Source organism: Brevibacillus sp. TJ4 (genome assembly GCF_044627595.2).
Taxonomy (GTDB): domain Bacteria; phylum Bacillota; class Bacilli; order Brevibacillales; family Brevibacillaceae; genus Brevibacillus.
Map to the genome: position 1 here is coordinate 2,202,141 of NZ_CP185865.1, position 25,894 is coordinate 2,228,034.

General features: G+C 54.0%; 21 protein-coding genes. 8 read left to right on the forward strand and 13 right to left on the reverse strand.

Annotated elements, in window-relative coordinates; translation table 11 throughout:
* Positions 1 to 176: 176 nt before the first annotated feature.
* From ACAF76_RS10760 to ACAF76_RS10785, 6 genes are all read right to left on the reverse strand, one after another.
* Positions 177 to 1,817, reverse strand: a complete 1,641-nt coding sequence (locus tag ACAF76_RS10760; protein ID WP_400163556.1) for a 2-hydroxyglutaryl-CoA dehydratase — start codon at positions 1,815 to 1,817, stop codon at positions 177 to 179.
* 34 nt (positions 1,818 to 1,851) lie between these two features.
* Complete coding sequence (locus ACAF76_RS10765; protein ID WP_400163557.1) at positions 1,852 to 5,343, reverse strand: BadF/BadG/BcrA/BcrD ATPase family protein; 3,492 nt, start codon at positions 5,341 to 5,343, stop codon at positions 1,852 to 1,854.
* 122 nt (positions 5,344 to 5,465) lie between these two features.
* The gene (locus ACAF76_RS10770; RefSeq protein ID WP_400163558.1) at positions 5,466 to 6,674 is read right to left on the reverse strand and encodes an iron-containing alcohol dehydrogenase; all 1,209 of its coding nucleotides are present in this window, start codon (positions 6,672 to 6,674) and stop codon (positions 5,466 to 5,468) included.
* Between the two features lie 114 nt (positions 6,675 to 6,788).
* A complete protein-coding gene (locus tag ACAF76_RS10775; RefSeq protein WP_400163559.1) occupies positions 6,789 to 7,565 on the reverse strand; it encodes an enoyl-CoA hydratase-related protein in 777 nt (258 codons plus the stop codon).
* A 28-nt stretch (positions 7,566 to 7,593) separates the two neighbouring features.
* Entirely contained in the window at positions 7,594 to 8,595 is a 1,002-nt protein-coding gene (locus tag ACAF76_RS10780; RefSeq protein WP_400163560.1) for an MBL fold metallo-hydrolase, read from the reverse strand.
* A gap of 27 nt (positions 8,596 to 8,622) precedes the next feature.
* Positions 8,623 to 9,585: an alpha/beta hydrolase gene (locus ACAF76_RS10785; protein WP_400163561.1), complete on the reverse strand. Its 963-nt coding sequence runs from the start codon at positions 9,583 to 9,585 to the stop codon at positions 8,623 to 8,625.
* A gap of 146 nt (positions 9,586 to 9,731) precedes the next feature.
* On the opposite strand from ACAF76_RS10785, the gene ACAF76_RS10790 reads away from it, so the two are divergent.
* Complete coding sequence (locus tag ACAF76_RS10790) at positions 9,732 to 10,517, forward strand: MBL fold metallo-hydrolase (RefSeq protein ID WP_400163562.1); 786 nt, start codon at positions 9,732 to 9,734, stop codon at positions 10,515 to 10,517.
* Positions 10,518 to 10,619: 102 nt separating this feature from the next.
* Positions 10,620 to 10,871 carry a YozQ family protein gene (locus tag ACAF76_RS10795; RefSeq protein ID WP_400163563.1) on the forward strand — a complete coding sequence of 84 codons (252 nt, stop codon included), beginning with the start codon at positions 10,620 to 10,622 and terminating at the stop codon, positions 10,869 to 10,871.
* A gap of 102 nt (positions 10,872 to 10,973) precedes the next feature.
* Here the strand turns inward: ACAF76_RS10795 and ACAF76_RS10800 are convergent, their stop codons facing one another.
* The 3 genes from ACAF76_RS10800 to ACAF76_RS10810 all read right to left on the reverse strand — a co-directional run bounded on the left by ACAF76_RS10800 (position 10,974) and on the right by ACAF76_RS10810 (position 12,896).
* Positions 10,974 to 11,918, reverse strand: a complete 945-nt coding sequence (locus ACAF76_RS10800) for an MBL fold metallo-hydrolase (protein ID WP_400163952.1) — start codon at positions 11,916 to 11,918, stop codon at positions 10,974 to 10,976.
* A 350-nt stretch (positions 11,919 to 12,268) separates the two neighbouring features.
* Positions 12,269 to 12,463, reverse strand: coding sequence for a YezD family protein (locus ACAF76_RS10805; RefSeq protein WP_400163564.1), 195 nt, complete (start codon positions 12,461 to 12,463; stop codon positions 12,269 to 12,271).
* The gene (locus ACAF76_RS10810) at positions 12,447 to 12,896 is read right to left on the reverse strand and encodes an RrF2 family transcriptional regulator (RefSeq protein WP_400163565.1); all 450 of its coding nucleotides are present in this window, start codon (positions 12,894 to 12,896) and stop codon (positions 12,447 to 12,449) included. Before ACAF76_RS10810 ends, ACAF76_RS10805 begins: the two co-directional genes overlap by 17 nt.
* Before the next feature lie 573 nt (positions 12,897 to 13,469).
* On the opposite strand from ACAF76_RS10810, the gene ACAF76_RS10815 reads away from it, so the two are divergent.
* Both ACAF76_RS10815 and ACAF76_RS10820 read left to right on the forward strand, forming a co-directional pair.
* The gene (locus ACAF76_RS10815; protein WP_400163566.1) at positions 13,470 to 14,948 is read left to right on the forward strand and encodes an Lsa family ABC-F type ribosomal protection protein; all 1,479 of its coding nucleotides are present in this window, start codon (positions 13,470 to 13,472) and stop codon (positions 14,946 to 14,948) included.
* 34 nt (positions 14,949 to 14,982) lie between these two features.
* Positions 14,983 to 15,348: a DUF4180 domain-containing protein gene (locus tag ACAF76_RS10820; protein ID WP_400163567.1), complete on the forward strand. Its 366-nt coding sequence runs from the start codon at positions 14,983 to 14,985 to the stop codon at positions 15,346 to 15,348.
* A 98-nt stretch (positions 15,349 to 15,446) separates the two neighbouring features.
* Here the strand turns inward: ACAF76_RS10820 and ACAF76_RS10825 are convergent, their stop codons facing one another.
* From ACAF76_RS10825 to ACAF76_RS10835, 3 genes are all read right to left on the reverse strand, one after another.
* On the reverse strand, positions 15,447 to 16,703 hold the full coding sequence (locus ACAF76_RS10825; RefSeq protein ID WP_400163953.1) for an MFS transporter: 1,257 nt from the start codon (positions 16,701 to 16,703) through the stop codon (positions 15,447 to 15,449).
* 215 nt (positions 16,704 to 16,918) lie between these two features.
* Positions 16,919 to 18,142, reverse strand: coding sequence for an RtcB family protein (locus ACAF76_RS10830; RefSeq protein WP_400163568.1), 1,224 nt, complete (start codon positions 18,140 to 18,142; stop codon positions 16,919 to 16,921).
* Positions 18,143 to 18,195: 53 nt separating this feature from the next.
* On the reverse strand, positions 18,196 to 19,701 hold the full coding sequence (locus ACAF76_RS10835; RefSeq protein WP_400163569.1) for a TROVE domain-containing protein: 1,506 nt from the start codon (positions 19,699 to 19,701) through the stop codon (positions 18,196 to 18,198).
* Between the two features lie 399 nt (positions 19,702 to 20,100).
* On the opposite strand from ACAF76_RS10835, the gene ACAF76_RS10840 reads away from it, so the two are divergent.
* The 4 genes from ACAF76_RS10840 (at position 20,101) to ACAF76_RS10855 (ending at position 24,688) form a co-directional block, all read left to right on the forward strand.
* On the forward strand, positions 20,101 to 21,414 hold the full coding sequence (locus tag ACAF76_RS10840) for a helix-turn-helix transcriptional regulator (RefSeq protein ID WP_400163570.1): 1,314 nt from the start codon (positions 20,101 to 20,103) through the stop codon (positions 21,412 to 21,414).
* The gene (locus tag ACAF76_RS10845) at positions 21,401 to 22,198 is read left to right on the forward strand and encodes a WYL domain-containing protein (RefSeq protein ID WP_400163571.1); all 798 of its coding nucleotides are present in this window, start codon (positions 21,401 to 21,403) and stop codon (positions 22,196 to 22,198) included. Before ACAF76_RS10840 ends, ACAF76_RS10845 begins: the two co-directional genes overlap by 14 nt.
* Positions 22,199 to 22,275: 77 nt before the next feature.
* Entirely contained in the window at positions 22,276 to 23,631 is a 1,356-nt protein-coding gene (locus tag ACAF76_RS10850) for a cytochrome ubiquinol oxidase subunit I (protein ID WP_400163572.1), read from the forward strand.
* 16 nt (positions 23,632 to 23,647) lie between these two features.
* Positions 23,648 to 24,688 carry a cytochrome d ubiquinol oxidase subunit II gene (locus ACAF76_RS10855; RefSeq protein WP_400163573.1) on the forward strand — a complete coding sequence of 347 codons (1,041 nt, stop codon included), beginning with the start codon at positions 23,648 to 23,650 and terminating at the stop codon, positions 24,686 to 24,688.
* A 50-nt stretch (positions 24,689 to 24,738) separates the two neighbouring features.
* On the opposite strand, the gene serC is transcribed toward ACAF76_RS10855, so the two are convergent.
* Positions 24,739 to 25,836, reverse strand: a complete 1,098-nt coding sequence (gene serC, locus ACAF76_RS10860; protein ID WP_400163574.1) for a 3-phosphoserine/phosphohydroxythreonine transaminase — start codon at positions 25,834 to 25,836, stop codon at positions 24,739 to 24,741.
* Positions 25,837 to 25,894 lie beyond the last annotated feature (58 nt).

Here is a 25,894-nt window from a genome sequence, read left to right on the forward strand (position 1 = left end):
GTGGCGTATCGTTTCGGCGCACATGCGTTGGCTTTTTTGGCATCCTGCGCGAACGATGAGTATTTTCTCCCAATCTTCCTTTCATTACTCACTGGCTCCTGCTTTGCTCATTTGATGGCAAAAAGGGTTCCCGACAAGCACAGGAACCCTCTTTCGTACATCGGGACACATGCGTTTTATTGTGGAATCCCTTCTGTCATCCGTTTGTTGCGGCGCAGGGAAAAGCTGTTGTACATCCGGCTGATGCTGTACACGGCGTTGGCAGCGGTACTGGCAACGACATGCGGACTTTTTTTCAGCGGACGACTGAATGTCTTCGCCCTCCTGTAGTGCGCGAGCTTGTCCGGGGCAATTCCTCGCTTGGCAAGCGCTTCGTCGAACTCCTTTTTGGCTGCCTGCTTGGCTTTGAACAGCATCATCTGGATCCTGCTGTACACGTTGATCGCGCCGTCTCCCGTCGTTTCGATCGGGAGAAAGATCGCATCCGGGTACTTTTCGGTAATGAGCGACTGCACACCGTCAGATACCCCGGAAGACGGCATGCACCCAAACGGCTTGACGGAAATCGTCATGTTTACCTTGCGTTTGACGACGTTGAGGATCAGCTTGCCGACTTCCATATGCCCTTCTCCGCCGCGTACATGGTTGTCGTAATGCGCATGGGCTACGCGGGCCACTTCGTCCATGTCAGGCAGATGATAACCGTTTAGCCCGATCACTTTGGCGTAGCTTTGGAACATGAAGCGAAGGACGCGATCGGCGACCCACAGCATCCGCAGTCGGGCAACCGGATTTTTGCCTTCCAGCCCATGCCGACCGGAATCTTCTCCGCGCAGCTCCATCCGTTTGCGGGTGTCGTGGCGCCCTTCCCAAATGAGGAACAGGACCCAGGCCGTCAGCGGCTGTACGTCCACTTCCGCCCCTTCGCTCTCCAAAAAGCGCTGCAGCCGATAGTTGCCGTCTCCTTCTGTCGTCATCGCCCAAAACTCGCCGATGACGCTCACTTTTGGCTTCACCTGGGTACGGTCGACCTCAATTGCGGCGAGTTCTTTGCGGCATGCCAGCAAAGCCGGAAGCAGCCACTTTCGTTGCTTTAGCGCGTCGTACAAGATGTTTTTGCAGCGCTCCATGACGAGATCGGTCGTGCCAGCTACCACTTCGTACGGGCGGATGCGGTACGCCAGCGCATTCAAAATGTCTCCGAGCAGAAACGCCTTGACAAAGCTGATAAAAAACGCAGCGTCCAGCTTGAGTGCGGATTCGTCGCCTGTCGCCTGTTTGAGCCCGCTTTGCTGCTGGAACAACAGCACGCGGAATCCATCGAAGCCGGCATCGCGCAGCGCTTTGCGGTATTCGGTCACATAGGTGCCGAAGCGGCAAGGACCACAGGAGCCGCTGGTGATAAACAGGTAGTTGCGGACGATTTCCTCCCTGGACAAGCCTTCCACATCGCGCAGATGGGTCAAGTATTTGATCAGATTGCCGACCGTAAAATACGTCGGATTGCATTGCCCGCGGTTGCCGAATTCCTTGCCAAAGCGCAGCGAATCATTGTCGGGACAATCCATGTGCTTCACCTTGTAGCCCAGTCCGGAAAGCGCGCCTTCTACCAGGTAGTCCTGCGCCATCGTCAGCCCGCCAAACAAAATCGTGGTGCTTGCTTTATCCCTGGCCAAGAACTGGCGAGGAACGGGATCGAACCATTGCGTCCGCGATTCCTGGTGTAGTCCCAGCTCAGCGGCTTGCTGGAGTTCGTAGCGAAGCAGTTCGTTCTCAAACGTCTCCTGGACAGTCGGTTTTTCTTTTGTGCTCGACATGGGTGTTCGCCTCTTTTCGTTGTGAAAGTAGTAGTCAGTTGCCGGTTTGCGTCAGGTTGCTGTCCTCGTACGCATTGTCGATCGCGGGCAGGCCGAGCAATTCCAGCCGCTTTTGCTCCAGGCGCTGCTGCAGCTCCGCCTTTTTCTTCGCCAAATCCTCCAGGCGTTCTTCATGCAGTCCCAGGCTGTGGGCGTACGTTTTGACGCGTATCTTGATCGAGCCGCTCGGTTTGTTGGCGTCGATGTCGTGGAGTGCGGAGTACGGTGTACCGGCCGTCGAGATAATCGAGTCGATCATGCCGTAAGTGGGAGCGTCATGCCCGCACTTGAAGCTGGACAAGTCCAGTACGGCCACATTCGGATGGCGCGCCGCGAACTTGGCTGCCCACACCTTTTGTACACTGTTGGAGCTGAAGTTTTCCGGCCAGACGTCCGTCACTTCCAGCGCGTATTCGACCCGCCCGCTTTCCAGATCATGCCGGAAAAAGCGGTACAGCCACTCCTCGTCCTTGGGGATGGAGCGCATGGAGAGAATCGGATAGCCCAGCACCTGGAACTCATCCAGTACCGCGTGATTGAGCCCGGGATCAGAATGGTAGGGACGGCCGATCATCAAAATCGCCAGGCGGTTTTCCTGCTCGACTTGCTCGAGGATGACCTTGCCACGCTCCTGCATCTCCGCGTCAAACAGATTCATCGCGAGCCAGCCTTGCTCCACGGCGAAGTCGCTTTCGTCCTCGGTCATCATCAGATGCTCTGCGAACGCCTCAAACAACTGCTTTTTCATCAGATGGCGCTCAGTGAAGGTGACAGCCGGATCGAGATATGTGACACCCCTCGTCGCGAAGAAGTTCACCTCTTTGGTAAAGGCCGCCTTGATCACGTTTGGCGCTCCCGCGACGATCGGGCAACTGGCGGAATCCATGACGTTTTGCAAATGGGTCGGGATGTGGGTGATGCACGGGAAGACGATGTAGTCGATCGGCTTTTTTTCATGGTGCTTAAACAGCAAGTTGTGGATATGCGCCTGGGCGACCTTGGAGGGATAGCACGGGTCGATCGAGCCGTATTTGCCCCCTTCCTGCCACATCTCCTCACTCGTATAGTCGCTGAACACGATGTTGTTTTTGTGAATCCCCAATGTCTCGAAATACGTACGCCAAAACGGCGCCGTTGACCAGATGTTGAGCACGCGGGGAATCCCGATCCGCAGTTGGCTGCGCCGCTGGATCGCCTCTTGCGCAGAGCGCTGGAACGTGCGTTTGTACGTTGTTTTGCGTGTGCTGCCAAGCCAGCTTCGCTTCACCTGCACATCCTCCACTTCCGTGTCAGGCTCCGGCAGCGGCTGTGGGTCGTAAAAATGCTGATACATGCGCTGTGCTTCATATTCGACCAGGTTTGGATAATGCTTTTTCAGCTCCTGCCGCTTTTTCGTCAACTGGATGACAGCGTCCATGTCCTCCACGGTTCCTTTTTCACAGCTAAACCCGGAGATGTAGCGAGCGGTCTGCCCGTCCGGCGTCTGGGAGTCGATAAAGGTACGGCTGCAGTGATTGGGGCAGAAATTGCAGCGGGTTGACTCGTCGTTGCGGGAAAGATAGCGCAGGTTGATGGCGGCATCGAGCCCCAAAAAGGTGGAATACCCGCGGCGCTTGACGACGCGCAGCGTTTCCATAGCCGCACCGATCGCACCGGCTTCTCCTGGATGGGGATTGACGTACACTTCGGCATCGGGTACGCGCTGCTTGATGTAATCGACCTGTGCCTTGACGGCTGCGAGATTGTACTGCGTGCCGCCCTGGAGGACGAACTTTCTGCCCAGCTCCGCCATCCGCGGAATCTGCACGACGTACTGCCAGACGTTTTTGGGCAAAACCAGCGCCAGGCCAGCCAACAGTTCTTCCTTGGAGTAGCCCTCCTTTTGAAAGTTCACCCGGTCGGCGTCGAGAAACACCGCGCAGCCGTAGGAATACTTCGGAGAGAGATCGGCCTTGAACGCCGTTTCCGCGTACTCCTGCACCGGGATGCCAAACTGGTCGGCCATCGCCTGCAGCAGCATGCCGTTGCCTGCCGAGCATTGATTGGACAACCGGAAGTTGCGGATGTCGCCATTTTTCAAAAAGAGTACCTTGATGTCTTGCCCGCCGATGTCGCAGATGACGTCGACATCGCCGAATTCGTGCACCGCGCTCATCATATGGGCGACCGTCTCGACGATGTTGACATCAGCCCGCAGCGTTTTTTCCAGTACATCCGCAGCATATCCGGTAGCGCCGAAGCCGATAATCTCCAGCTCGGCTCCCTGCTCGCGCACTCTGTCGTCGATCCGCTTCAGCATTTCCTTCGTATCTTCCAGCGGATTGCCCTTGGAGAGCTGGTATTCCTTCAGCAATATCGCTCCGCTTTCGTCTACGAGCACCGCTTTGGATGAGGTCGAGCCTCCATCCAGGCCGATGACAGCCCGCACTTTTTGCCCGTGCGAAAAGCGTGCTGGTTCGAATTTGGGAATGCTGTACTGGCGGCGGAATTCTTCCAGTTCGGTCGGGCTGTTGACCAGCGGAGGTCCGGCATTTTCGCCCAGTTTTGCCTTGCGCCCGTGCGCGATAAATGCCTTCAATCCTTCTACCCCGGTGTACGTCCCCACGCCAGCCGGTTCATGCATGCCGTACATGACGGCACCGTATGCAGCGTAGTATTGCGAGTTGTCGGGGACGAAGATCAACTCCTCGATCGGGATGTCTCGCGGGTAGTCATAGCCGCGCTCTTCCCACGTCGTCGGAATCCGCTTGCGCCAGCATTCCTGCAAAAACGGAAGGTACGTATTCGGACCGCCCAGCAACAACACGCGATGGCGCAGCGTGTTGCCGCGCGTCAGGACAGACAGGTTTTGCATTACGATGGCGTCCGCCAGCGAGCACATGATTTCTTGCGCGGGGATGCCGCTTTTCACCAGATTGACGATGTCTGTCTCGGCAAATACGCCGCATTTGGCGGCCACGTGATGCAGCTTGCTGTCGTCAAAATGCAGCTTTCCTACTTCCTCCATCGGCATGCCTACTTTGATCATGCACTTGTCGATCGTCGCTCCGGTCCCGGATGCACACTTGTCGTTCATCGAGGTCAGCGCCTGCTTGTCGCCCGTTTCCTCATTCGCCTTGAAAATGATAATTTTCGCATCCTGCCCACCGAGTTCAATGACGCTGCCGACGTCGGGATGCAACTGCTCGACTGCCATTGTGACGGCGTTTACCTCTTGCACGAACTTCGCTCCGATGTGTTCGACGATCGGTCCTCCCCCCGACCCGGTGACGAACACGCGAATATTTTCTTGCGGGATGTGGCAAAATTCATTTCCGATGGCTATCAGAAACTCGAGAACTTTTTCTGCCTGTTTCGTATGGTGGCGCTGATAGTCTGACCATAGGATCTCTTTATTTTTCGGGTTTACCACAGTAGCCTTGACGGTCGTAGAACCGACGTCAACGCCGATGATCAAAGAATCCAAGACGTCAGATTGCGTGTGCACGTGAACACCCCTCGTTTTGAGAAAATACTAGTAGCTATTCTTTCTTGCGTTTGGAAGTTCTATCCATGCCAAACAAAAAAGGCATCACGCGGGATGCCTTTCCTGGATTGTCGTGTATTTGTTTATCGATTCTGACCGATCGGGCGCTCATCATACGTGTAGTCATAGCAGGTCACATACAGCGCGATCAGTTCATCTTTTGTCGGCACTCGCGGATTATTGCCTGGACTTCCGCTCGCCAGTGCATCATGTGCCATCTTTTCCAGCGACGCTCGAAATGCCTGCTCGGGAATGCCCCAATCGCGCAAATTGGGAATGTGCAGATGCTGGCACAGCTCTTTGATTTGCTGAATTGTCGCTTGCGCCTTTTCGTTGACTGTCATAAGTTCCCTGCCTGTTTCCGGCTGGAACAGGGGGAGTAGAGCTGCCAGTTCCTTCGTACAGTCCCGCAAGCTGAATTCGAGTACAGCCGGGAGCAGCATCGCATTGGAAATACCGTGCGGAACGTGGAACAAGGCGCCGATCGGGCGGGACATACCGTGAACCAAGGCGACCGATGCGTTGGAAAATGCCATTCCTGCCTGCAATGAGCCAATGCACATGCGCTCTTTCGCATCGAGGTCGTACGGATCGTCGTACGAACGCTTCAAGGAGCTGGTGATGTGCTGAATCGCCGATGTAGCCAGGGTGTTCGTCAGCGGGTGCGCCTTTTTCGAAAGGAATGCTTCGATCGCATGCGAGAGCGCGTCAATACCTGTCGCAGCAATGACAGACGGCGGCGCAGAGCGGGTCAGGTACGGATCGACGATGGCGATCGTCGGCATGAGGACGGGATTTTTCAGCATCATTTTGACATCGTCTGCGGTGTTGGTGATGACAGTAACATCGGTCGCCTCCGAGCCTGTTCCCGCCGTCGTCGGAATCGCAATGTGCGGAATGCGCGGCGCAAGGCAATCCGGCCTTTCGCGGATGTCGCCGATGTATCCCCCGTTGGCATCGAGGACGACGATCGCTTTGGCTGTATCGATGCAGCTTCCGCCTCCCAGGGAAATGACCAAATCGCATGCCTCCTGCTGCAACAGGGCGAGCGCTTCGGCAACGTACTGATCCGTCGGTTCTGTCGCCACCCCCCGATAGACGATACTTGAAATCCCTTCGGCAAGCAGCAGTTGTTCGCACTGATCGACATAACCGAGCCTGGTCATTACCTCGTCCGTTACGATCAAGGCTTTTTTGGCCTGGGTCGCGGCTGCCTCCTTGCCTGTTTGCAGAAAAGAATCGCGGCCGTACAGTATTTTCTGTGGAGCATGAAAGACTGCATAGCTGTTCACGTCAATCACCTCGCTAGCGGATTGCCAACCTACAGACGGAATATTGCGACTATTTTGCCGACGCAGAGCTGGCCGTCTGTCCCAGCTTCTGCCTGTCTGAGCTTGTTCCTGCCGTTACTTTCCCTGGTAGACGGGGCTGCGTTTTTCCTGGAATGCCGCCAGTCCTTCCAGCCGATCCGCAGTCGGGATCGTCTGCTGGTAGTAGCGCCATTCTGCCTCGAGGCCGTTTTGCAGGAGGGCAGCATCGTAGCTTTGTACTGCCGCTTTTGCCAATCTTACGGCAACAGGGGCCTGGCGAGCGATCTCCTCTGCCAGTTGCAGGGCATGGGAAAATGCCTGACCGGCAGGACATACTTGTTCGACCAGTCCGATCTGTTCCGCTTCCGATGCAAGCAATTTTCTTGCGGTAAAGATCAGTTCCTTTGCCTTTCCTGCTCCTACGAGCTGGGAAAGCCGCTGGGTCCCGCCGGCACCGGGGATAATGCCCCACGATACCTCGGTCAAACCAATGACAGCGTCCTCTTCCATGACGCGAATATCGCAGGCGAGAGCCAGTTCGCAGCCGCCCCCCAAAGCCAATCCGTTTACTGCAGCGATCGTCGGGACCGGAAGCCGGGCGATCGCATCCAGCGTGTCGCGCAGCAGTCCGACAAACGCGACGATCTGTTCTTCATTCATCGCCTGCCTTTCCTTCAAATCGGCTCCCGCACAAAATGCTCTGCTCTCCCCGGATGCAAAGACAACGGCACGCAGGCTTTGATCCTGTGCCAGCGTATTTACCTGCTTTGCCAGGTCTTCTACAACGAATCGGCTAAGCGCATTGGCTCGGCCCGGATTGTTCAGCTTGACGATCGTGATCTGTTTTTCGTACTCGACGACAACTCCATTCATCGATCCATTCCCCCTTTGCCATTTTGCATTATACGAACGAGGTGGTCAGCGATATGACCGCTTTGCCCTTTGCATGGTAGACGACCTGCTTCTCTTCGCTTTTGTCAAGGCAGCCGCGTTTGACCAAAAACTCCAGATGCGCCAATGTTTCCGCCATCGCAAAACGCCATTGGTGAGCAGTAAGCTCTTTTTCTCGGAACAGGAGCTCTGCGACCTGGTACGCCGTGCGACCTTCTTTTGCAAGCGCATACATATGTTGCAGCCGTTCATCGTGATGCGCAATGATTGCCCGAATCCTGCCGCCGTAGTCGGCAATCAGATCGCCATGCCCGGGCAGTGCCACATCTACCTCCAGCTCGCTCATCGATTTCAAGGACTCGAGGTAATCGTCCAGCGGATTTGGCCTGCAGCCTGGCCACAAGCTGATGTTTGGCGTAATTTTCTCCATGATGTGATCAGCGCAAATCAGCAGACGCTTTTGCGGCTGGTAAAAACAGAGATGCCCGTCACTGTGACCGGGTGTCGCAATCACCCGCCACTGCTCATCTCCGAGAACCACCTCCTCGTCCGTCAGAGGCGTCATTAGCGGAAGCGGCAGTACGCTTTTGTTGAGCTGATTCATGTTACTCACGATTTCGCTCGTCAGCGCTTCCGGCACTCCGTTTGTCCGGCACATCTGGCCGATGAGAGCAGCTTCGTAGCTTTCTGGACCCCAGACGTTCGTCACCATCTGCATATCAACCGGACTGATCAGCACCGGCGCTCCGGTAAGCTGCTGCATCCAGCCAGCGAGTCCGACGTGATCCGGATGAAAGTGCGTAATATAGATGGCGCGTACGTCTTGCGGCTCTATCCGCAAGCTGGCAAATGCGGCAAGCCATGCCTCATGTGCCGCAGGATAGCGCAGTCCCACATCGATCATGTCCCAGCCTTCCTTGCCTTTGACCAGATAGCTGTACATGTACTTCATCGGAAACGGAACCGGTATCGGAATCCGATAGATGCTGTCGCTGATTGGCTGAATCTCCAAGACATACCCTCCTTACCGTTTGCGGTGCTACTCAATCGTCTCTCCCTGTACGTCCGGAGAGGATACTGTCGTCTCTAAAAAAACGCCGATTTGCCCAATTGTGGATTCGATCCGTTCCCGGAACAGCAGCATGTTGGTAAAATAACCGTGGATCAATCCCTGTTCGCACGTATAGACAACCGGGACGCCTGCTTCCTTGAGCTTTTCCGCGTACGCAAGCCCTTCATCGCGCAACACGTCGTATTCAGCCGTCACCACATAGGCGAAAGGAAGCTGTCTGAGATCGGCAGCGGTCAACGGAGCGGCGTATGGATTTCGCTTGTCAGCTTCGTCTCGGATATAATGATTGCCAAACCAGATCATTCGCTCGCGATCCAACCCGAAGCCTTTTTCAAATTCGGCATAGGAGCCCGTATCGTATCCAAGGCTTGTTACCGGATAAATCAGTACCTGTGCCAAGAGCGTTGGTCCCCCTCTGTCCCGGGCCAATAGCGATGCGGCTGCCGCCAGATTTCCCCCGGCACTGTCGCCACTGACGACGATGCGTGACGGATCGCCGCCTAATGATGCGGCATGGCGATGCACCCAGATCAGGGCTGCATACGCATCCTCAACAGGAATCGGAAACTTGTGCTCCGGTGCGAGCCTGTAATCGACGGAGACGACGATATGTCCCGTACGATTGGCGATCATCCGGCAAGTTGCATCCGTTGCCTCGATGCTGCCAAGCACCCATCCGCCACCGTGGTAGTATACAAACAGCGGTAGGACAGCATCGCCGGCAGGTGTATACACTCTGATGCGAATCTCGCTTTCCCTCCCCACGGCGATCATCCGATCCTCTACGGACGCAAGCGGCTCCAGTTCGACCTGGGGCGCCGGAAATTGCGCGATCAGCTCGCGTACTGCCTGCGGCTCCATTCCGGAGATGTCGGGCATTTGACTGACGATATCCAACTGCTTTCTTGCTTGTGGATCCAGGTCTGCCATCTGTACGGTCCCCTCTTTTCCAGAAAAATGGTGGGTCAAATGCGGGCCTTCCCTTTATTTTACAATTTTCACAACAGTCCGAAAACCTCTTTTTGTAAACAAGCTGTATTTTTCCCATGTATTCTATCGTGAAAGGAGTCTGGCTGATGTCTGATATGCTCACCTTTCTCGGGACCAGTGATGCACAGGGGGTCCCCCGCATGATGTGCGATTGTCCGGTATGCACGTCGTATGATCCGATTCACAAACGGCGACGCTCCAGCGTTCTCTTTGCGTCAGAGGGGAGCGTCATGCTGCTCGATGTCTCCCCCGATTTTCGCGAGCAGTTTTTGCAGTACGGGAACAAGCGCATACCGGACACCGTGCTGATCACGCACTGCCACAACGATCATATCGGCGGATTTGGCGATTTCGGCGATCTTTGCTTTTGGAACAAACGGCACTGCCAGGTCATCAGTCCCACGACGAACATTGAGCTTTTGCATGCGCGCTTTCCGTATTTGCTCAAACGCAGGGGGATCGAATACATCGCCGCAGATGTCTGGCAACGCGGCAAATGGCAGATCTCCTTTCACACGGTCAATCACGGTCAAAATGGCCACTCCTGCGGCATCCGCTTTCAGAGTACAGGTTGCACCTGGGCGTATGTACCGGACTCGTTTGGCATGGACGATGGGCAGCTACGGTCGTTTGTCGGCTGTGATCTGCTCGTGCTGGGTACCTCCTACTACAAGGAAAAAGCAGAGCGCTCGCGTCGCTCCGTCTACGATGTCAGCGAAGCGATCGAGCTCAAAAAGCAACTGGGTATCACCCAGCTTGTGCTGACCCATCTCTCCCACGACATCGACATCCCGCAGCACAGCAAGACCCTTCCTCCCGGCATCCGCTTTGCCCATGACGGACTGAGTCTGCCGCTGCCGTATTCATCGTGACAATCGCTGTACGATACTTTTTGCCGCTCTTGCGTATAAACTCGTGTCAGTTGAACCATTTTACTGGTAGCAGTACCAACTCTTGCAAGGAGGATTTTTGACATGAATCGCGACGAGGAACTGATCGAAGCGGCAGAAGACATCGCTGAGGAATCGTACGATCCGTCTGACTACGGCAGCGGCTCGACTGCGGAAAAAGGGCTTGCGGTGACGCACGAACAAGCCAGCGATGATTATATGGAAGGAAACAATGGCGGAAAAATCGAAAAAAACGGCGCCCGGGAAAATCTCGGAATGGAGACTTCGCACACCGGCTATGGCTACGTTTTTCCCGATCAAAACCGCACGCGCTGAAGTCGCGGAGGAATCACCCCCTCCGCGATTTTTTTCTCTCGCTACTCCTGCTTTTCATGCACAAAAAAAGAGAGGAATCAGCTTCCTCTCCGCCAAACAGCTTTATTTCCACTGTACCAGCCCGTCTAGCTCCTGCCGGGATACTTTCCCCTCGGATTCGAGGTAGAACAGACGAGCCAGCGTCGTTTGAAATTGCGCCAGTACATTCCCCGTTCCGTGCGGATTCTGATAGACGAGCCGACTCAATTCTCCCGCCGACATCCGCTCTTCTGCGAGAATCTCCATCATTTGCTCCATCCTGACATGATGGCTGTGGACGATGTCCGCGATGCGCTGCCTCAGGTCTGGGATCTCCTCTCCGTGCCCAGTCAGCACCAGCCTCGCGTCGCAATCGACGATTCTCTCCAACGATTGGAAATAGTCCAGAAGCGGGTTTTTGTCCTCGTCGCTGTGAACCAAAATGACCGGTGAAATATCGCCCAGCACGTGATCCCCGACGATCAGCACCTTGCTGTCCGGGCTGTAAAAACAGAATTCGTCCCGCGCATGACCCGGCGTCCACACGACTTGAAACAGCCCGTCGCCAATCGGAATCTGCTGTCCGTCCTCAAACAGCATATCCGGCTCGATGAACAACGCTCCCATATCCGTGACCATCTTCTTGTAGGAGACAGTCGGTCCCCCGTGCTTGATGAAAAAGGAATGAGGCAGCTCTTCGTCGGCGTGCTCCAGGCGCTGCGCCTCCCGGACCATGTTTTGCAGCGTTTCGTAGCCGATGCGCGACATGGCGATCGGGACGTGCAGGCGCTTTTGCAGCCAGCCTGCCATCCCGATATGGTCCGGATGCGTGTGTGTAATCACGATCCTCTCAATGGCGATCCCGCTCGCCAGCACATCCTCCCACAGTTGGACTGCCTGTGGGGAATACAGCCCCGTATCCACCAGCGTATAGCCCCGATCGCCGCGCAGGAAAAAACAGTTCACACTGCCGCCACGCGGAAACGGGACGACCAGCTTTTGAACGTCGTCAGTGATTTTACCCAGCATGGTTTGCACCTCTTTTTCTCCTATCTTCTACTTCTTCCATGCACCTACTATACCGATGTGATAGGGTAAAAACAATGACTAGATGCAGTTCTCGCATCGTGACGATCGGCTATGTCCCGCCCAGGCCCTGTATCCGTCCGTCGGTGCCACCTGTCCTGCCGACATCCAGATTGCCCGAACTCAATTCTTCCAGGAGCGGCAGACCGGACGGGAATACATGCCAACATGCTTGTTACCAGACGCGTTTTCATCGTGTTCAATTCCTCTCTCCTCCTTGTATAATCACAAAAAAAGACTCCTCGACACGCTTTCCGATGAAGCGGTCAGGAGCCTTCAGTTGTCTGATCGGCTTATTCGTATTCTCTTTTTTTGCCAGACGGCTTGGCGTCCTTGGCGAGCGCAAAGCGCTGCTTCTCCGTTCGTTCGATTTGCGTAATCGCAGAGTCATGGACGACGATCTGCACTGACCCGTACTCCAACCCTTCTAGCGCACGGATGATGCGGTCAATCGACTCCTTGTCAATCGCCTTAGACGATTCCCTCATAGAATGTTCCTCCCCCTTTTGAGACGATTTTTTGCTCCAGCAGGTCTGCCAAAGTCGTCTGGTCCAGCACATGAGCGACCGTATCCCGCACCAGTGTCCAGAGCGGCTTCAACAGACAGCCTGGCTCGAGCGCACAAGGCTGGTAGGCGGTGACGCTTGCACATCCCATCGGCGCCAAAGGCCCTTCCAACTGGCGAATGACCTCACCGATCGTAACCTGTTGCGGAGGCACCAGCAGCGTGTATCCACCCTGTATGCCTCGTTTGCTTTTGAGATAGCCCAGCTTTTTGAGCTGTAGCAGAATTTGCTCCAGGTAGTTGCTCGGTACAAGCGTCTTTTCCGCAATTTCACTGATTTGCAGCACCCTGCCGTCATTTTGACCCAACAGCAAAAGAGCGCGTAATGCGTATTCTCCTCTGCTCGATACTTTCATGCTGCTTCTCCACCTCTTGTCGAGTGATTTAGTCAAGATTTGCTCATCCCGGAAACGCCGATTCCAGATGAAACGATACACATATTCATATTCAGCGATTCCTGTTTTGCTCCAATCAAACGTACAATGAAGAAGGAATATGTGAAACTGCTATAATTTATTAATCAGATCTAATTACTCGGATATTAACACTACTAAATTTTACCACCCGTCCTTTTTTGCGTCAATCCGTCATTTTCCACAAGTAGCCACATCGCCAGCAGACTTGGGCGAACGGTGATTCGCAATTTCATTGAAAGGAAAATTTGGGTATGGTACAATGCAAGTACCTATATGGAATGGAGTTGAAAAGAGCATGTAATATTTCTTGCACATAAAGCAAAACAAAAAAGCGCTTTTTTTGGCATGCTTTTTGTTCTTTATATGCAAGAAAGTTACGGAATCTTTTCACTCAAACACATCTGTATGCACCTGACTTCGTTCAAGAGGTCAGTATACCTGTATGGTTTTGAGCTGCGAGAAAGTAACTTTCTTGCAGCTTTTTGATTTTTTTCGTACAGGGGGTTTGTATACATGGCGGTAATTACAGTTAAAGACCTTACATTCGCATATGACGGCAGTTACGATACTATTTTTGAAAATGTCAGCTTCCAGCTCGATACCGACTGGAAATTGGGCTTTACAGGTCGAAACGGGCGCGGCAAAACGACCTTTCTCAACCTGCTGATGGGCAAGTATGAATACAGCGGGAAGATTTCTGCACCCGTGAACTTTGAGTACTTCCCTTTCCACGTTGGACACAGGGAGATGGATACGCTTGCTGTCATCAACGGCATCATCCCGGACTTCCAGCACTGGGAGCTGATGCGGGAGTTTTCCTTGTTGCAGGTTTCCGAGGATGTGCTGTACCGTCCCTTTTCCACCTTGTCCAACGGCGAGCAAACGAAAGTGCTGTTGGCTGCGCTGTTTCTCAAGGAAAACCAATTTCTTTTGATCGACGAGCCGACCAACCATCTCGATTTGGACGCGCGAAAACTCGTCAGTGATTATCTCAACAGCAAGAGCGGATTTATCCTCGTCTCGCATGACCGCTCTTTCCTCGACAACTGTGTTGACCACATTCTGTCGATCAACAAGACGAACATCGAGATCCAAAAGGGCAATTTCTCGACCTGGTGGGAAAACAAGAAGCGGCAGGACGAATACGAGCTGGCGGAGAACGAAAAGCTCCACAAAGACATCAAACGCCTGTCGGAAGCGGCAAAGCGCACCAGCAAGTGGTCGGATGAAGTTGAAAAGACGAAAAACGGAACGAGAAATTCCGGTTCGAAGGTGGATAAAGGCTACGTCGGACACAAGGCTGCAAAAATGATGAAGCGCTCCAAATCGCTGGAGCAACGGCAGCAGTCCGCGATCGAGGAGCGGTCGAAGCTGCTGAAAAATATCGAAACCGCAGACAGCCTGAAAATTTCCCAGTTACCGTACCACAAGCATCGCTTGGTGGAGCTGGAGAAAGTCTCGATCTCCTACGCCGACAAGACCGTTTGCAGCGAGGTCAGCTTTACCATCGAACAAGGCGACCGAATCGCCCTCTCCGGGAAAAACGGCTCAGGAAAATCCAGCTTGATCAAGCTGATTTGCGGCGAGGATATCCCCTATAACGGAACCTTTCGCAAGGGCAGCCAGCTTGTGATCTCCTACGTCTCGCAGGACACTTCACATTTGCAGGGAAATTTGACCGACTATGCGCGAGACAACGGCATTGACGAGAGCCTGTTCAAATCGATTCTGCGAAAGCTCGATTTTTCCCGCGTTCAGTTTGAAAAAGACATGTCTGCGTTTAGCGGCGGCCAGAAGAAGAAAGTGCTGATCGCCAAAAGTCTGTGCGAGAAAGCCCATTTGTACATCTGGGATGAGCCGCTTAACTTTATCGACGTCATCTCCCGCATGCAAATTGAAGAATTGCTGCTGGAGCACGCACCGACCATTCTGTTTGTCGAGCATGACCGCGAATTCCGCAACAACATCGCGACGAAAATCGTTGAACTGTGATCGCGGGATAACGAAACATGAGGGGGCTGTTAAAATGAATATTGCAATCGATCAACGGGGAGATTCAAAAGTCGCCATTGTAGGAAGCGCAGAACCCGTTATCCGTAATGTTCAAGATGCACTCGATGTGATGGTCACTGTGTTTTACAACCATGAATGTGAGAAAATCGTGCTTTCCAAATCCGCCTTGACGGAGGAGTTCTTCGACTTGAAAACGAGACTGGCCGGGGACATCCTGCAAAAATATATGAACTACCGCGTAAGACTGGCGATCGTCGGGAACTTTTCCGGATACACCAGCAAAAGTCTGCGTGACTTTATGTATGAGTCGAATCAAGGCAAGCAGGTGTTCTTTTTGGAAGATCAAGAAGAGGCACTGCAAGCGCTGCACCGGCTGTAAGCCTTGACGACACAAAAAAGCAGCGGGTGGACAATGACATTTCATCACGTCATCAGTCCGCCGCTGCTTTTTGTATGTTCCAGGCGACCTGCTCCCGGCTATTTCTCATCTGTAACCAATGGCTCTCCTGCGCGAATCATCACCTTGTTGCCCAGCATGACGAAACTTTGCACGACGAGCAGCAGTCCGGTCCCGATCAGCAGCCATTCGATCGCAATGACGTCGGCGATCGGACCAAATACGAGCATGCCCAGGGGCATCATGCTGCTTGTAATCATCCCGAAAACGCCGAAGACCCTGCCCATGTAGTTTTCGTCGACTTTTTGCTGCAACATGACGGTAGACGGCGTGTTGAAGACTGGCATGGCAATCCCGATCACCGCCATGAAGAACAGATACAGCCAGAAACTCGGGATGACGCCGAGTACGACGATACACACGCCCATGATGATGGTGGCGAGCACCATCGTATGCAGCCTGTTGGCAAACCCGCCCCAGGAAGCCATGACGATCCCCCCTGCCATCATCCCGATGGAAAAGGTCACTTCAATCGCCGTCAGCCGCCAAATATCACTGCCAAAGCTGCGCGCTACCTGCAAAGGCGTCAAAAACGCAACCGGAGCAGCAAGGATCATGAAGCTCGCCGTAAACAGACAAAACGTCTTTACAAAGTCATGCTGTTTGATGTAATGAAAGCCTTCGCGCATGTCGGCAAAATAGCTGATCGGCTCCTTTTCCAGTGCTTTCGCGTGGACCGGCACACGCAGAAAGAAGAGCAGGATCGATACCGCGATGGCAGCTGTAATCACATCGATAAAGAAAATCATTTCGATCGATACCATGCCCAAAAGCGCGCCGCTCAGCATCGGTGACACGAGCATCACCAGCGACTGGATGCTGCTGTTCGTCGCCGTCACTTTGGTCAGTTTGTCGGGCGGCACCATTTGCGGAATAAAAGCCCCCACCGTCGGAGTCTGGATGCCCGTCCCCAGCGCCCGGATGGCGGAGACGACAAACAGCAGCCATAGCTCATCGTAGCCTTGCAAAAACAGAATTGCCAGGATGAGTGTCGACAGTGCGATCAGGGAGTCGGAGACGGCAATCAGCAATTTGCGGTTGAAACGGTCTGCCCACACGCCTGCGAATGGGGACAGGAAAAAGGTCGGCAAAAACCCGCAAAGAATGGAGATTGTCATCATGACACCGGACTGCGTTGTTAAGGTGATATGCCACATGATGGCATATTGGACCAGTGACGAGCCAAAGAGCGAAATCGTCTGGCTGGTCAAGAATAACGCAATGTTCTTCTTCCAATTGTGATAGGTATCCAAGCATTTTCCCCATTTCCGGCTCATCCGTTTAATTCTGTCTTTGTTCCACTTCTCATCATTGCCTGTTTTCCAGATTGGCAAACAGCAGAAAACTCCCTGTCAACCGAGGGAGTCAACCGCCTGTATCATCTTATTCTGCATCTTCCAGTGTATTCTCACGACATATACGGATACGATTATATCACCCTTTTCGAAAAAAGAGAAAATAAGATATTGTTAAAAATCGACATCATCACTGCCTAGTCTTTATAAGGGTCGTACTCGTCGGCTCCTGCCATGCAAACGCCGATCGGCTTTAAGGTATGCAGCACTTCGATCGTATCCTGATGGGCAGTGAGAACATCGTGCAATTTTTTGTAGACAAACGGGCTTTCATCCGTACCGGCTCCGCGCAGCTCCACTCCGAATGCAGCGATCGCTTCGCGCATTTGCGCGGGAGTGATTTTGCCCCCCTGGCGTTTGCGCGTCTTCCAGTTCATTTTTCCCGCCGCTTCCGTCCGGCTCATAATCCGGCCCGCACCGTGCACCGTACTGTAGAAAGCATCCTTGTTCTCCCGGGAGTCCTTTCCTCTTACGATGACAGAAATATCGCCCATGCTGCCGCCGATGAAGCCCAATTGCCCCGGCGCAGAAGGCGTCGCTCCCTTTCTGACGACTACGTACTCCTTGCCGTCATGCATCTCTTTCCAGGCGTAATTATGGTGATTGTGCACTTCAAACGTAGAGGTGGCACCGAGAATCGCGAGTACCTGATCCATCACGTAGTCGCGTCCGGCGTAGGCGTAAATTCCTGCCAGCGTCATGGCGCGGTAATACATTTCCCCCAGCTCGCTGTCCAGATCGAGAAGCGTCGGGGGCTGGTCCATGCTCTCTCCTGCTGCTTTGGCCGAAAATGGCTTGCCCTGAGCCAGATTCAAAAATCCGCTCGCTGTTTTATGACCGAACCCGCGGCTGCCAAAATGATTGGCGACCCAGATCGCACCGGTTGCTTCTTCAACGAACAGATCGACAAAATGATTGCCGCTGCCCACCGTACCCAATTGCTTGCGGGCCAATGCCTTGAGCGAGTCGTGCTCGTGCCGTCCGATCTGTTGGTAGACGTACCAATTCTCGTCGTCGAACAGCTCGTGCTCCACTCTCTCCTGGTTGTTGCGACCGATTCCGAACGAGATTTTTTTGGCGATCTCATCCATGATGCCGCTGATCTTGTCGCGGATGTCTGCGTAGGTCAGGTCGGTTCTGACCGCTTTATTGCCGCACGCGATGTCGTAGCCCACTCCGGACGGCGAAATTTGGCCGTCGTATACAACCACGCCGCCGACCGGCTGGGAGTAGCCTTTATGATGGTCAGCCATCAGCAGGGCTTGCACGACATTGCCGTGTTGGGCACACGTGACCGCTTGCGAGACGGCGTTTTCCATCGGTGTTCCCCAGACTCGTACGTTCTGGATTGTCTGATACATGATAGTCCTCTCCTTGTGTATACATCCTCATGTTTATGTCTTGATTTGGCTTTTCAATCGGCGCCATCCAGTTGGAGCGCTTCTACCTTCTCCACCATCGAGGCGTAGCCTTTGGCCGTCTGTGCGATATAGGACAATACGGAATCGCTCCAGCCATAAATGTAAAATGTATTCTCGTCCTCGGGCGGGACCATCGTCGACCGATACGGCGATATATCGATGATAAACGCCTTCACGTCGGGGTTTACCTCTGAGCGATAACGGAGCAGTTCCTCATAAAAGGGGCTGCCGTTGTTTTGCTGCTCGTCGGTAATGATGATCAACTGGTCAACCCGCGTCCCCTCCTGACGCAGCTTTTGCACAGGAGCGCCGGTGTCGGTTCCACCCCGCGCGCGAATACGGGCTGCCTGGCTGAGAATACTGTCCTGCCGGGAAGGCAGCGCATCCGTCACCTCTGTGTCAAACAGCCAGAAGATCGTATCCCCCTCCGTCTTTTTGTACAAAGCGAGGGCAAATACCGAGCCGATCTTCAAATAATCCCCGTCCATCGAACCGGAGATGTCGAGAAAAATCGCTGTTCGTCCGCCCAGCTCCGGCAAGTTGGCAAACGTAAGCTCAACCGCCTCCCGCAGCGCATCGCGCAGGACGGCGTGCTTCGCCTGGTAAAATGCCTTGACGAAGCGAAACGGCAAAATCTTAGCTTTTTGCAATGCTTCGCGGTCGGTCAGTCTGTCTTTCACATAGGCGAGATGCTGCTCATCCTCGAATACGCCAGCGCGGGTCAACGCCTGCAAATGGCGCAGCAGCGCAAAGGCAGGCATCTGGTGCAGCAATGCCTCCCAGACGGCCTTTGTCGGGCGGGTCGCCCCTGTCACTACTTCGTAAGGGAGCCTGCCCGTGTGAATCCAGTGGATGATCTCTTCCTCCGACTGAGCGCTCTTCAGCTTTTCCAGTGCATCCACCTGCGGCAGCAGTGCCAGGTCCGTCTCATGTCCGCGCAAGTAGCGAAACAACGCCTGCTGCTTTGCATCGAGCGGCTTCGGATGGGCAGTGGCGATCACATCTCCAAGGCTGTATCCACGCCCACGTCCATTGTACTTGATCGCCCAATATTCGGAAACGCCTGCCAAGAAGCGGTTGATTTGCCGTTTGACCGCTCTTCCGCCCTCTCCCCGTCCCATGCTGTGCAAAATTGTCAGGAAATCCGCCACGTCAGACGGTATTTTGACGACTTGCAAAAAAATCTGCGCGAACAGATCCGGTCGATAGCCTGACAAAACTGCCAGACCGAACAACGGCTGCAGCCGCATCAAACCCTCATTGCGGGCAAACACCAGCGCTTTCGCCATAAAAGTGGGACGGTACTGGGCCATCTCGTGATGAAGCTGTCCCGCCTCTTCCATGAGCCGGGATTGCTCCGCGTAAAACGTATTGCCCAATGTATTGGTCAACAGTGTCTGTACATACTGTTCTTCTTGTGAACGGGTATAAGCCGGATAGCCGTGCTGATTTCGTGTGGCCGCCAGTTGGCCGGCAAACCGTTTGCGTGCATGACCCATCGGAAATCCTCCTTTATGTACTCGGCGAGGAAAAAGGGAAGAAGGTCGCAAGGATTTGACCTTGCTCACTTTTGTTCAGGCTGTGCCTGGGGCACATCAAAACAGTACTTTTTCATCGATTCGAAGGAACCCTCTCCGGCGCCTCGCCGAGATTGCAAGGATATGGTTTTTTTTCGAAAGCGAGGAAGATGGCGAAAAGGTGTGTGTCGGCTTGACACTGAATAATGTTTTTCGAAGGAACCCTTTCTGGCGCCTCGCTTTCTGTGTTCATTTTCGCTCATCCAACCGTGTCAGAACATGGCAAAAGTATTACGACTTTACCATTTTTTCATTTTCCGCTGCCTCTTTCATCGCTACAATTGGGAAGAGACACGTGTGCCAGAGAGGAGGCTTTCTCACATGGCCAGAGAAAGTTTTGACAAGGAAGTCCAGCTGCTGCGTATGCTTGTGCTCACAAGCGGCGTTTACAGCCGCAAGCAGTTTGCAGAACGGCTGGGCATCTCCGTACATACATTTGACAAGACGATCAAGCGGTTGCGCAAGATCGTCACGACTGTGACCAAACAACTCCCCGAAGAACAGGGAAAAGAACTGTATGAGCTGCTGCGCTACACGTATTACCAATCGTCTGATCCGCGCCTGTTGTTTTTGTTCAGAGCCAAATCGTTGAAAGAGTCGGAAAGCCAGCGACTGTCGATCATTCTCGCTGCCCTGCGAGAAAAAGCGTTGACGGCAACAGAGCTGATCGACGAATGCGCCAGCAGGCTGCCGGCAGACTTTCCGCTGCCCGACGAGAAGACGATTCGCGGGGATGTCAAATACCTGGAGGAGGTCGGGGCGATCCGCAAAGAGCCGGGCGGGCGTCCGTACCGCTATCGCATCGATGACGATCTGTACGCCGGTTTGACAGATGAGGAGATCGTCGACCTGTTTGCCTTTGTCGATGTCATGGCCAATACGCAGGTGCCTTCCCTGCAAGGCTTCTTGCTGCGCGACAGCCTGAAAGCCCTGCTCGTCCAAAGGCACGGCTCCATCGCGCCGAGCGATTTCTTTCATTACAAATATCACTACTACACCCGCATTTTGGACGAAGCGAATCTGTATGCCGTCTTTCAGGCGATTCGTCAGCGCAAACATATCAAATGTTTGTACCTGTCTCCCAAGTCGGAGAAACGGTATGCGTCGAAAAACACCAATCCGCTGTTTGCCAAAAAACAGGAAGGGAGAAATGAATACGTCCTTCCCGTCAAGGTGATCTACGACCATCAATACGGCAGATGGTACCTGATCGGCAGCAAGCCGCGGCTGGGCATCGTGAAGTACCGGATGGAAGGTCTGACCCAAATCGAAGAGGCAGACGCGGTGAGCGAACAGGTGTTTTCCTCCAGACTCGCTGTGATCGAGGAAAAAATGCGGACGAGTTGGCTCGTCGACACGGAGAAACCGGTCAAAGTCAAGGCACGCTTTTACCATCCGGAGGGCAGCCAGATCAATTTTGTGAAGGAACGCGTACTTTTGCAGGGGCAATGGGGAACGATCACCGGAGAAGATGACGAGTCGTTTATCTATGAAATCGAAGTCAACGGCACGACAGAAATCAAACCTTGGCTGCGCAGTTTCGGATCAAGCTGCGAAGTGCTGGAGCCCTTGTACCTGCGCCGCGAGATGATACAGGAGTGGAAGGAGATTCAGTCCTACTATGAACCCGTTTGAAAAAATCAGCAATTACCATCTCTTCTCCCGCATGCACGATGCGAACGCGATCGTCATCACCTCGCATGAGCGCATCTGGCTGCGGACGATGCTCTCCCACCCGTCTGCGGCACAGGCGTTCTCCCCCGAGACGCTCGAAAAGCTGCAACGACTGCTGGAACCGGTAGATACCTTGGAGTTGACGAGCGTATTTCAGGAAAAAGCCAAGAGTGCCGAACGCCAGGTGTACCATCCCCTGTTGCGCCGCTTCCGGCGTATTCTCGAGCGAAATCAGGGGATGCGGATTACCTACAGCAATAAAATCGGCAGGATCGCTCGCAATCAATCGGGCTTCCCCTACAAGCTCGAATACTCCATGGTAAAAAGAGAATGGTACTTGCTCTGGTACCACCTGCGCCATCGGCAATTCATGCAGACGAAATTGCAGAGCATCCTCTCCGTCCAGGAGGAAACAATACCCGCCGCCCATGCCGCCGACTTCACGGCACAAATCGGACGTTTGCTGGACAGCCGCAAGGAACAGGCCACTGTCGAGGTCGTCAGCATGTACAACGAGGAGCTGTCGCGCATCTTGTACGCCTTCTCCTGCTTTGAAAAGGAAGTGGAATACGCGCCTGATACAGACACGTACCGGATTGTGCTGACCTACCTCGCTGACGAACGGGAGTACATTCTCTCCAAAATTCGCTTCCTCGGCAAACGCGTCAAGGTCGTCGAAGGAAATGTGCTCCAAGATCGCATGCGCGAATCGGCGACAAAAGCGCTCTCTCGTTACGGACTCTAGCGAATTCTCAAATGCGTTATTGAAATAGAGACGGGTTTGGAATGGTAATGCTTGCAAAGGAAAATACTTGAAGGGAGATGGTGGAAAAGGAGCGAAACGACGTGGATCATGTATTGACAGCTCGTTCCTTGTTCGGGACGACGATGGGCTTTCATATTATTTACGCCACGCTGGGAGTCGGACTTCCGCTGATGGTGCTGTTTGCCGAATTGTTGTACCAGAAAACAAAAGATCGGGATTACGCCGTCATGGCCAACCGCTGGACGAGGACGATGGCTGTTCTGTTGGGAGTCGCCATCCCTACCGGTACGATCGCAGGCGTCCAGCTCACCTTGCTCTGGCCTGGTTTCATGGAAGTCATTGGAAAAGTCATGGCGCTTCCTTTCCAGATCGAGATTTACGCGTTTTTTGTCGAAGCTCTGTTTATGTCGATCTACGTATACGCCGCCGACCGCATTTCCCCCGGGATGCGCATTTTGAGTGTGACCATGGTCGCCCTCGGTGCTGCCGCTTCCGCGATCCTCATTACCAACGTCCATGCCTTCCAGGGAACACCTGCAGGTTTTCGGATTGAAAACGGCGAGATCGTCGACGTCAATCCGTGGGCAGCCTTTTTCAACCCGAGCTTTTTCGTGACAGCGACGCATGTCGTCCTGTCTGCCTTTATGACCGGGGCTTTTGCCATCGCTTCAGTCGCCGCTTTCAAGATGATGCGCGAGCGAGCCAAGCAGCGGGTCTATCAGTTGCATAAAAAGGCGCTGATGCTCTCGCTGGCAGTAGGCGGGATCTTTTCGCTCCTGACGGCGTTCAACGGCCATGCCGCCGCACAGCATCTGCATCACTACCAGCCGGAAAAACTGGCTGCAGCAGAAGGGCTGTTCGAGACGCAGGCATACGCCCCGCTCGCAGTCGGCGGCTTCACGGATCGGGAAACGAAAGAAGTCAAATTCGCGCTGCACATCCCGTGGGCGCTCAGCTTTCTCGCCGGAAACAGCTTCGATACCGTCGTTGTCGGACTGGACGAATTTCCCGAAGAAGAGTGGCCGCCGTTGTTCGTCCACACCTTGTTTAACGGAATGGTCGGCATCGGTTCGCTGTTGATTCTGCTTTCGATGATCGGCTTTGCCTGGAATAAAATCTGGAAAAAACCGCATTTTCCACGCTGGTTGATGTGGCTGTTCGTCGCTACCGGTCCTTTGGCGATACTCGGTATCGAATTCGGCTGGATTTTCGCCTGTACAGGTCGCCAGCCATGGGTGATTTACCGGACGTTGAAAACAGGAGAGGTCGTGACCACGACTCCACTGGGAACACTGTTCATTTTGTTTGCGCTCGTCTACGTGCTGCTGACGATCGCTGTGGTCGCCGTCCTGCTCTACTACTTCAGGCGCCATCCCCTAGAAGACGCACTCAAAGACGGGGCCAAGGCCTGACATACCGGAGGAAACGATGACAGATGAACTTCTTGCCATAACCGTCCTGTGGGGCTTTGTCTTCATTTACTCCGTCATGGCGACGATGGACTTTGGCGCAGGGTTCTGGTCGATGATGTACATCAACCATGAGCAGACGAACGCCACGCAAATCGCAAACCGGTACCTCTCCCCCACCTGGGAAGTGACGAACGTCTTTATCGTGGCGATTGTGGTCGCCCTCGTCAGTTTTTTCCCTGGCGCGACCTTTACGTTGGGGACGGTCCTGCTCATCCCGGGCAGCATTATTTTGTTGCTGCTCGCCCTGCGAAGCGCATTTCTCGTCTTTTCCCACGTCGCCCATGAGTATCGGAAGCAGCTTACGTATATTTCCGGCATTACCGGCTTCATCATTCCCGGTGTATTGATTCTCGTGCTCCCCATCACCCACGGCGGCTATATCCAGACTGTCGACGGTCGGGAGCAGCTCATGCTCGGGCAGCTCTTTGCCAGCCCGCAGGCACTAGCCTTTATCGGCTTTGCGATCACCAGCACCCTGTTTTTGTCTTCGCTATTGCTCGCCGATTACTCCCATGCAGCAGATGAAAAGGAAGCGTATCGCATGTATCGCAAGGATGCGCTGATCGTCGGCCCGCTGACCTTGGTCATGGCATTGCTGATTACGATTGCGATGAGAGCCGAGGCGCCGTGGCTGCACGAGAAAATGATGGCCTACATCCCGTATCTGATCGGAGCGGTCTGCTTTTTCCTCATCGGCTACCTGCTGCTTTGCCTGCCTTCGCGCAAACCGATCGGACCGGGCTTCCCGCGGCTCGCCGTAATCGCCACGGTAGCGCAATACTTGTTAGCCGGATATGTGTACGGGCGGGCGCATTATCCGTACATCGTCTACCCGTCGGTCACGGTCGAGTCGGGCTTTACACACCCGGAGACATTTCACGCGCTGTTCGCCTCTTACGTCGTCGGTTTTCTCATCCTGTTCCCCGGCTTTCTCTACTTTTGGCGGCTGTTTATGAAGGACCAGCGCTATCTCAAGCAAACCAAGGGAGCAAAATAAGGCACGAGAGAAACGAATCCGTCTCTTTCGTGCCTTTTCTTTCGTACCGATTAGCTGTTTTTCGCCTGGAACTCGACCATGAACTGGCTGAGCGCCTTGCATGCTTCGTACGGAACTGCGTTGTACGTAGAAGCGCGGCATCCACCGACAGAACGGTGTCCATTCAGTCCGACAAAGCCCTCTTTCTTCGCTTCGGCGAGGAACTGCTTCTCCAGTTCTTCATCCTTCACGCGGAACGTGATATTCATCAGGGAGCGGCTTCCAGCTTCGGCATGACCGTAGTAAAAGCCATTGCTTGTGTCGATCGCGTCGTAGATGAGCTTCGCTTTTTCCTCATTGCGGCGGGCAATTTCGTCGATGCCGCCGATTTCCTTCACCCATCCGAGGACTTCGCCCAGCAGGTAAATGGCAAAGGTCGGAGGCGTATTGTACAGCGAGTTGTTTTTCGCGTAGGTGCTGTACTTGAGCATCGTCGGAATGTTTTTGTTTGCTTTCTCCAGCAGGTCTTTGCGGATGATCACGACAGTCACACCGGACGGACCGAGATTTTTTTGCGCTCCGGCGTAGATCAGACCGAACTGGTTGACGTCGATGCGCTTGCTGAGAATGTCACTCGACATATCCGCGATCAAAGGCACATTGCCTGTATTCGGGAACTCCTTCCACTGCGTTCCGTAGATCGTGTTGTTGGAGGTCAGATGCACGTACGCGTCGGATGGGTCAAAGCGAACCTCGTCCAGCTTCGGGATGTAGCGGTAGTTGCTTTCCTTGGAGCTGACAGCTTCGTACGGCTGCCCGAACTGCTTCGCTTCGGCAAGCGCCTTTTCCGACCAGGAGCCGGTCATAACATAAGCTGCTTTTTGCTCTGGCTGCAGGAAGTTCATCGGCACCATGGAAAATTGCAGACTTCCCCCGCCTTGCAGGAACAGCACTTCGTAGTCTTCCGAGATCGCCAACAGCTCTCGTAGGCGGGCAATCGCTTCATTGTGCACTTCCTCATAGGTCGCGCTGCGGTGGCTCAACTCCATTACCGACATGCCGCTGCCACGGAAATCCACCAGCTCTTGCTGCGCTTTTTGCAATACCTCCAGCGGCAGAGCCGAAGGACCGGCATTGAAGTTGTACGCACGGTTTACAGTTTGTTTCATTTCTCTCAATCTCCTAGTTTCATTTGCGATCAGTGAAAATGCCATAACCCCGATGCGT

Excerpts from the sequence above, each read along its gene's own strand:
- ACAF76_RS10760 (WP_400163556.1), bottom strand. The coding sequence starts at position 1,817 with ATGTCGAGCACAAAAGAAAAACCGACTGTCCAGGAGACGTTTGAGAAC.
- ACAF76_RS10775 (WP_400163559.1), bottom strand. The coding sequence starts at position 7,565 with ATGAATGGAGTTGTCGTCGAGTACGAAAAACAGATCACGATCGTCAAG.
- ACAF76_RS10785 (WP_400163561.1), bottom strand. The coding sequence starts at position 9,585 with ATGGCAGACCTGGATCCACAAGCAAGAAAGCAGTTGGATATCGTCAGT.
- ACAF76_RS10790 (WP_400163562.1), top strand. The coding sequence starts at position 9,732 with ATGTCTGATATGCTCACCTTTCTCGGGACCAGTGATGCACAGGGGGTC.
- ACAF76_RS10795 (WP_400163563.1), top strand. The coding sequence starts at position 10,620 with ATGAATCGCGACGAGGAACTGATCGAAGCGGCAGAAGACATCGCTGAG.
- ACAF76_RS10800 (WP_400163952.1), bottom strand. The coding sequence starts at position 11,918 with ATGCTGGGTAAAATCACTGACGACGTTCAAAAGCTGGTCGTCCCGTTT.
- ACAF76_RS10805 (WP_400163564.1), bottom strand. The coding sequence starts at position 12,463 with ATGAGGGAATCGTCTAAGGCGATTGACAAGGAGTCGATTGACCGCATC.
- ACAF76_RS10810 (WP_400163565.1), bottom strand. The coding sequence starts at position 12,896 with ATGAAAGTATCGAGCAGAGGAGAATACGCATTACGCGCTCTTTTGCTG.
- ACAF76_RS10815 (WP_400163566.1), top strand. The coding sequence starts at position 13,470 with ATGGCGGTAATTACAGTTAAAGACCTTACATTCGCATATGACGGCAGT.
- ACAF76_RS10820 (WP_400163567.1), top strand. The coding sequence starts at position 14,983 with ATGAATATTGCAATCGATCAACGGGGAGATTCAAAAGTCGCCATTGTA.
- ACAF76_RS10825 (WP_400163953.1), bottom strand. The coding sequence starts at position 16,703 with ATGAGCCGGAAATGGGGAAAATGCTTGGATACCTATCACAATTGGAAG.
- ACAF76_RS10830 (WP_400163568.1), bottom strand. The coding sequence starts at position 18,142 with ATGTATCAGACAATCCAGAACGTACGAGTCTGGGGAACACCGATGGAA.
- ACAF76_RS10835 (WP_400163569.1), bottom strand. The coding sequence starts at position 19,701 with ATGGGTCATGCACGCAAACGGTTTGCCGGCCAACTGGCGGCCACACGA.
- ACAF76_RS10840 (WP_400163570.1), top strand. The coding sequence starts at position 20,101 with ATGGCCAGAGAAAGTTTTGACAAGGAAGTCCAGCTGCTGCGTATGCTT.
- ACAF76_RS10845 (WP_400163571.1), top strand. The coding sequence starts at position 21,401 with ATGAACCCGTTTGAAAAAATCAGCAATTACCATCTCTTCTCCCGCATG.
- ACAF76_RS10850 (WP_400163572.1), top strand. The coding sequence starts at position 22,276 with ATGGTGGAAAAGGAGCGAAACGACGTGGATCATGTATTGACAGCTCGT.
- ACAF76_RS10855 (WP_400163573.1), top strand. The coding sequence starts at position 23,648 with ATGACAGATGAACTTCTTGCCATAACCGTCCTGTGGGGCTTTGTCTTC.
- serC (WP_400163574.1), bottom strand. The coding sequence starts at position 25,836 with ATGAAACAAACTGTAAACCGTGCGTACAACTTCAATGCCGGTCCTTCG.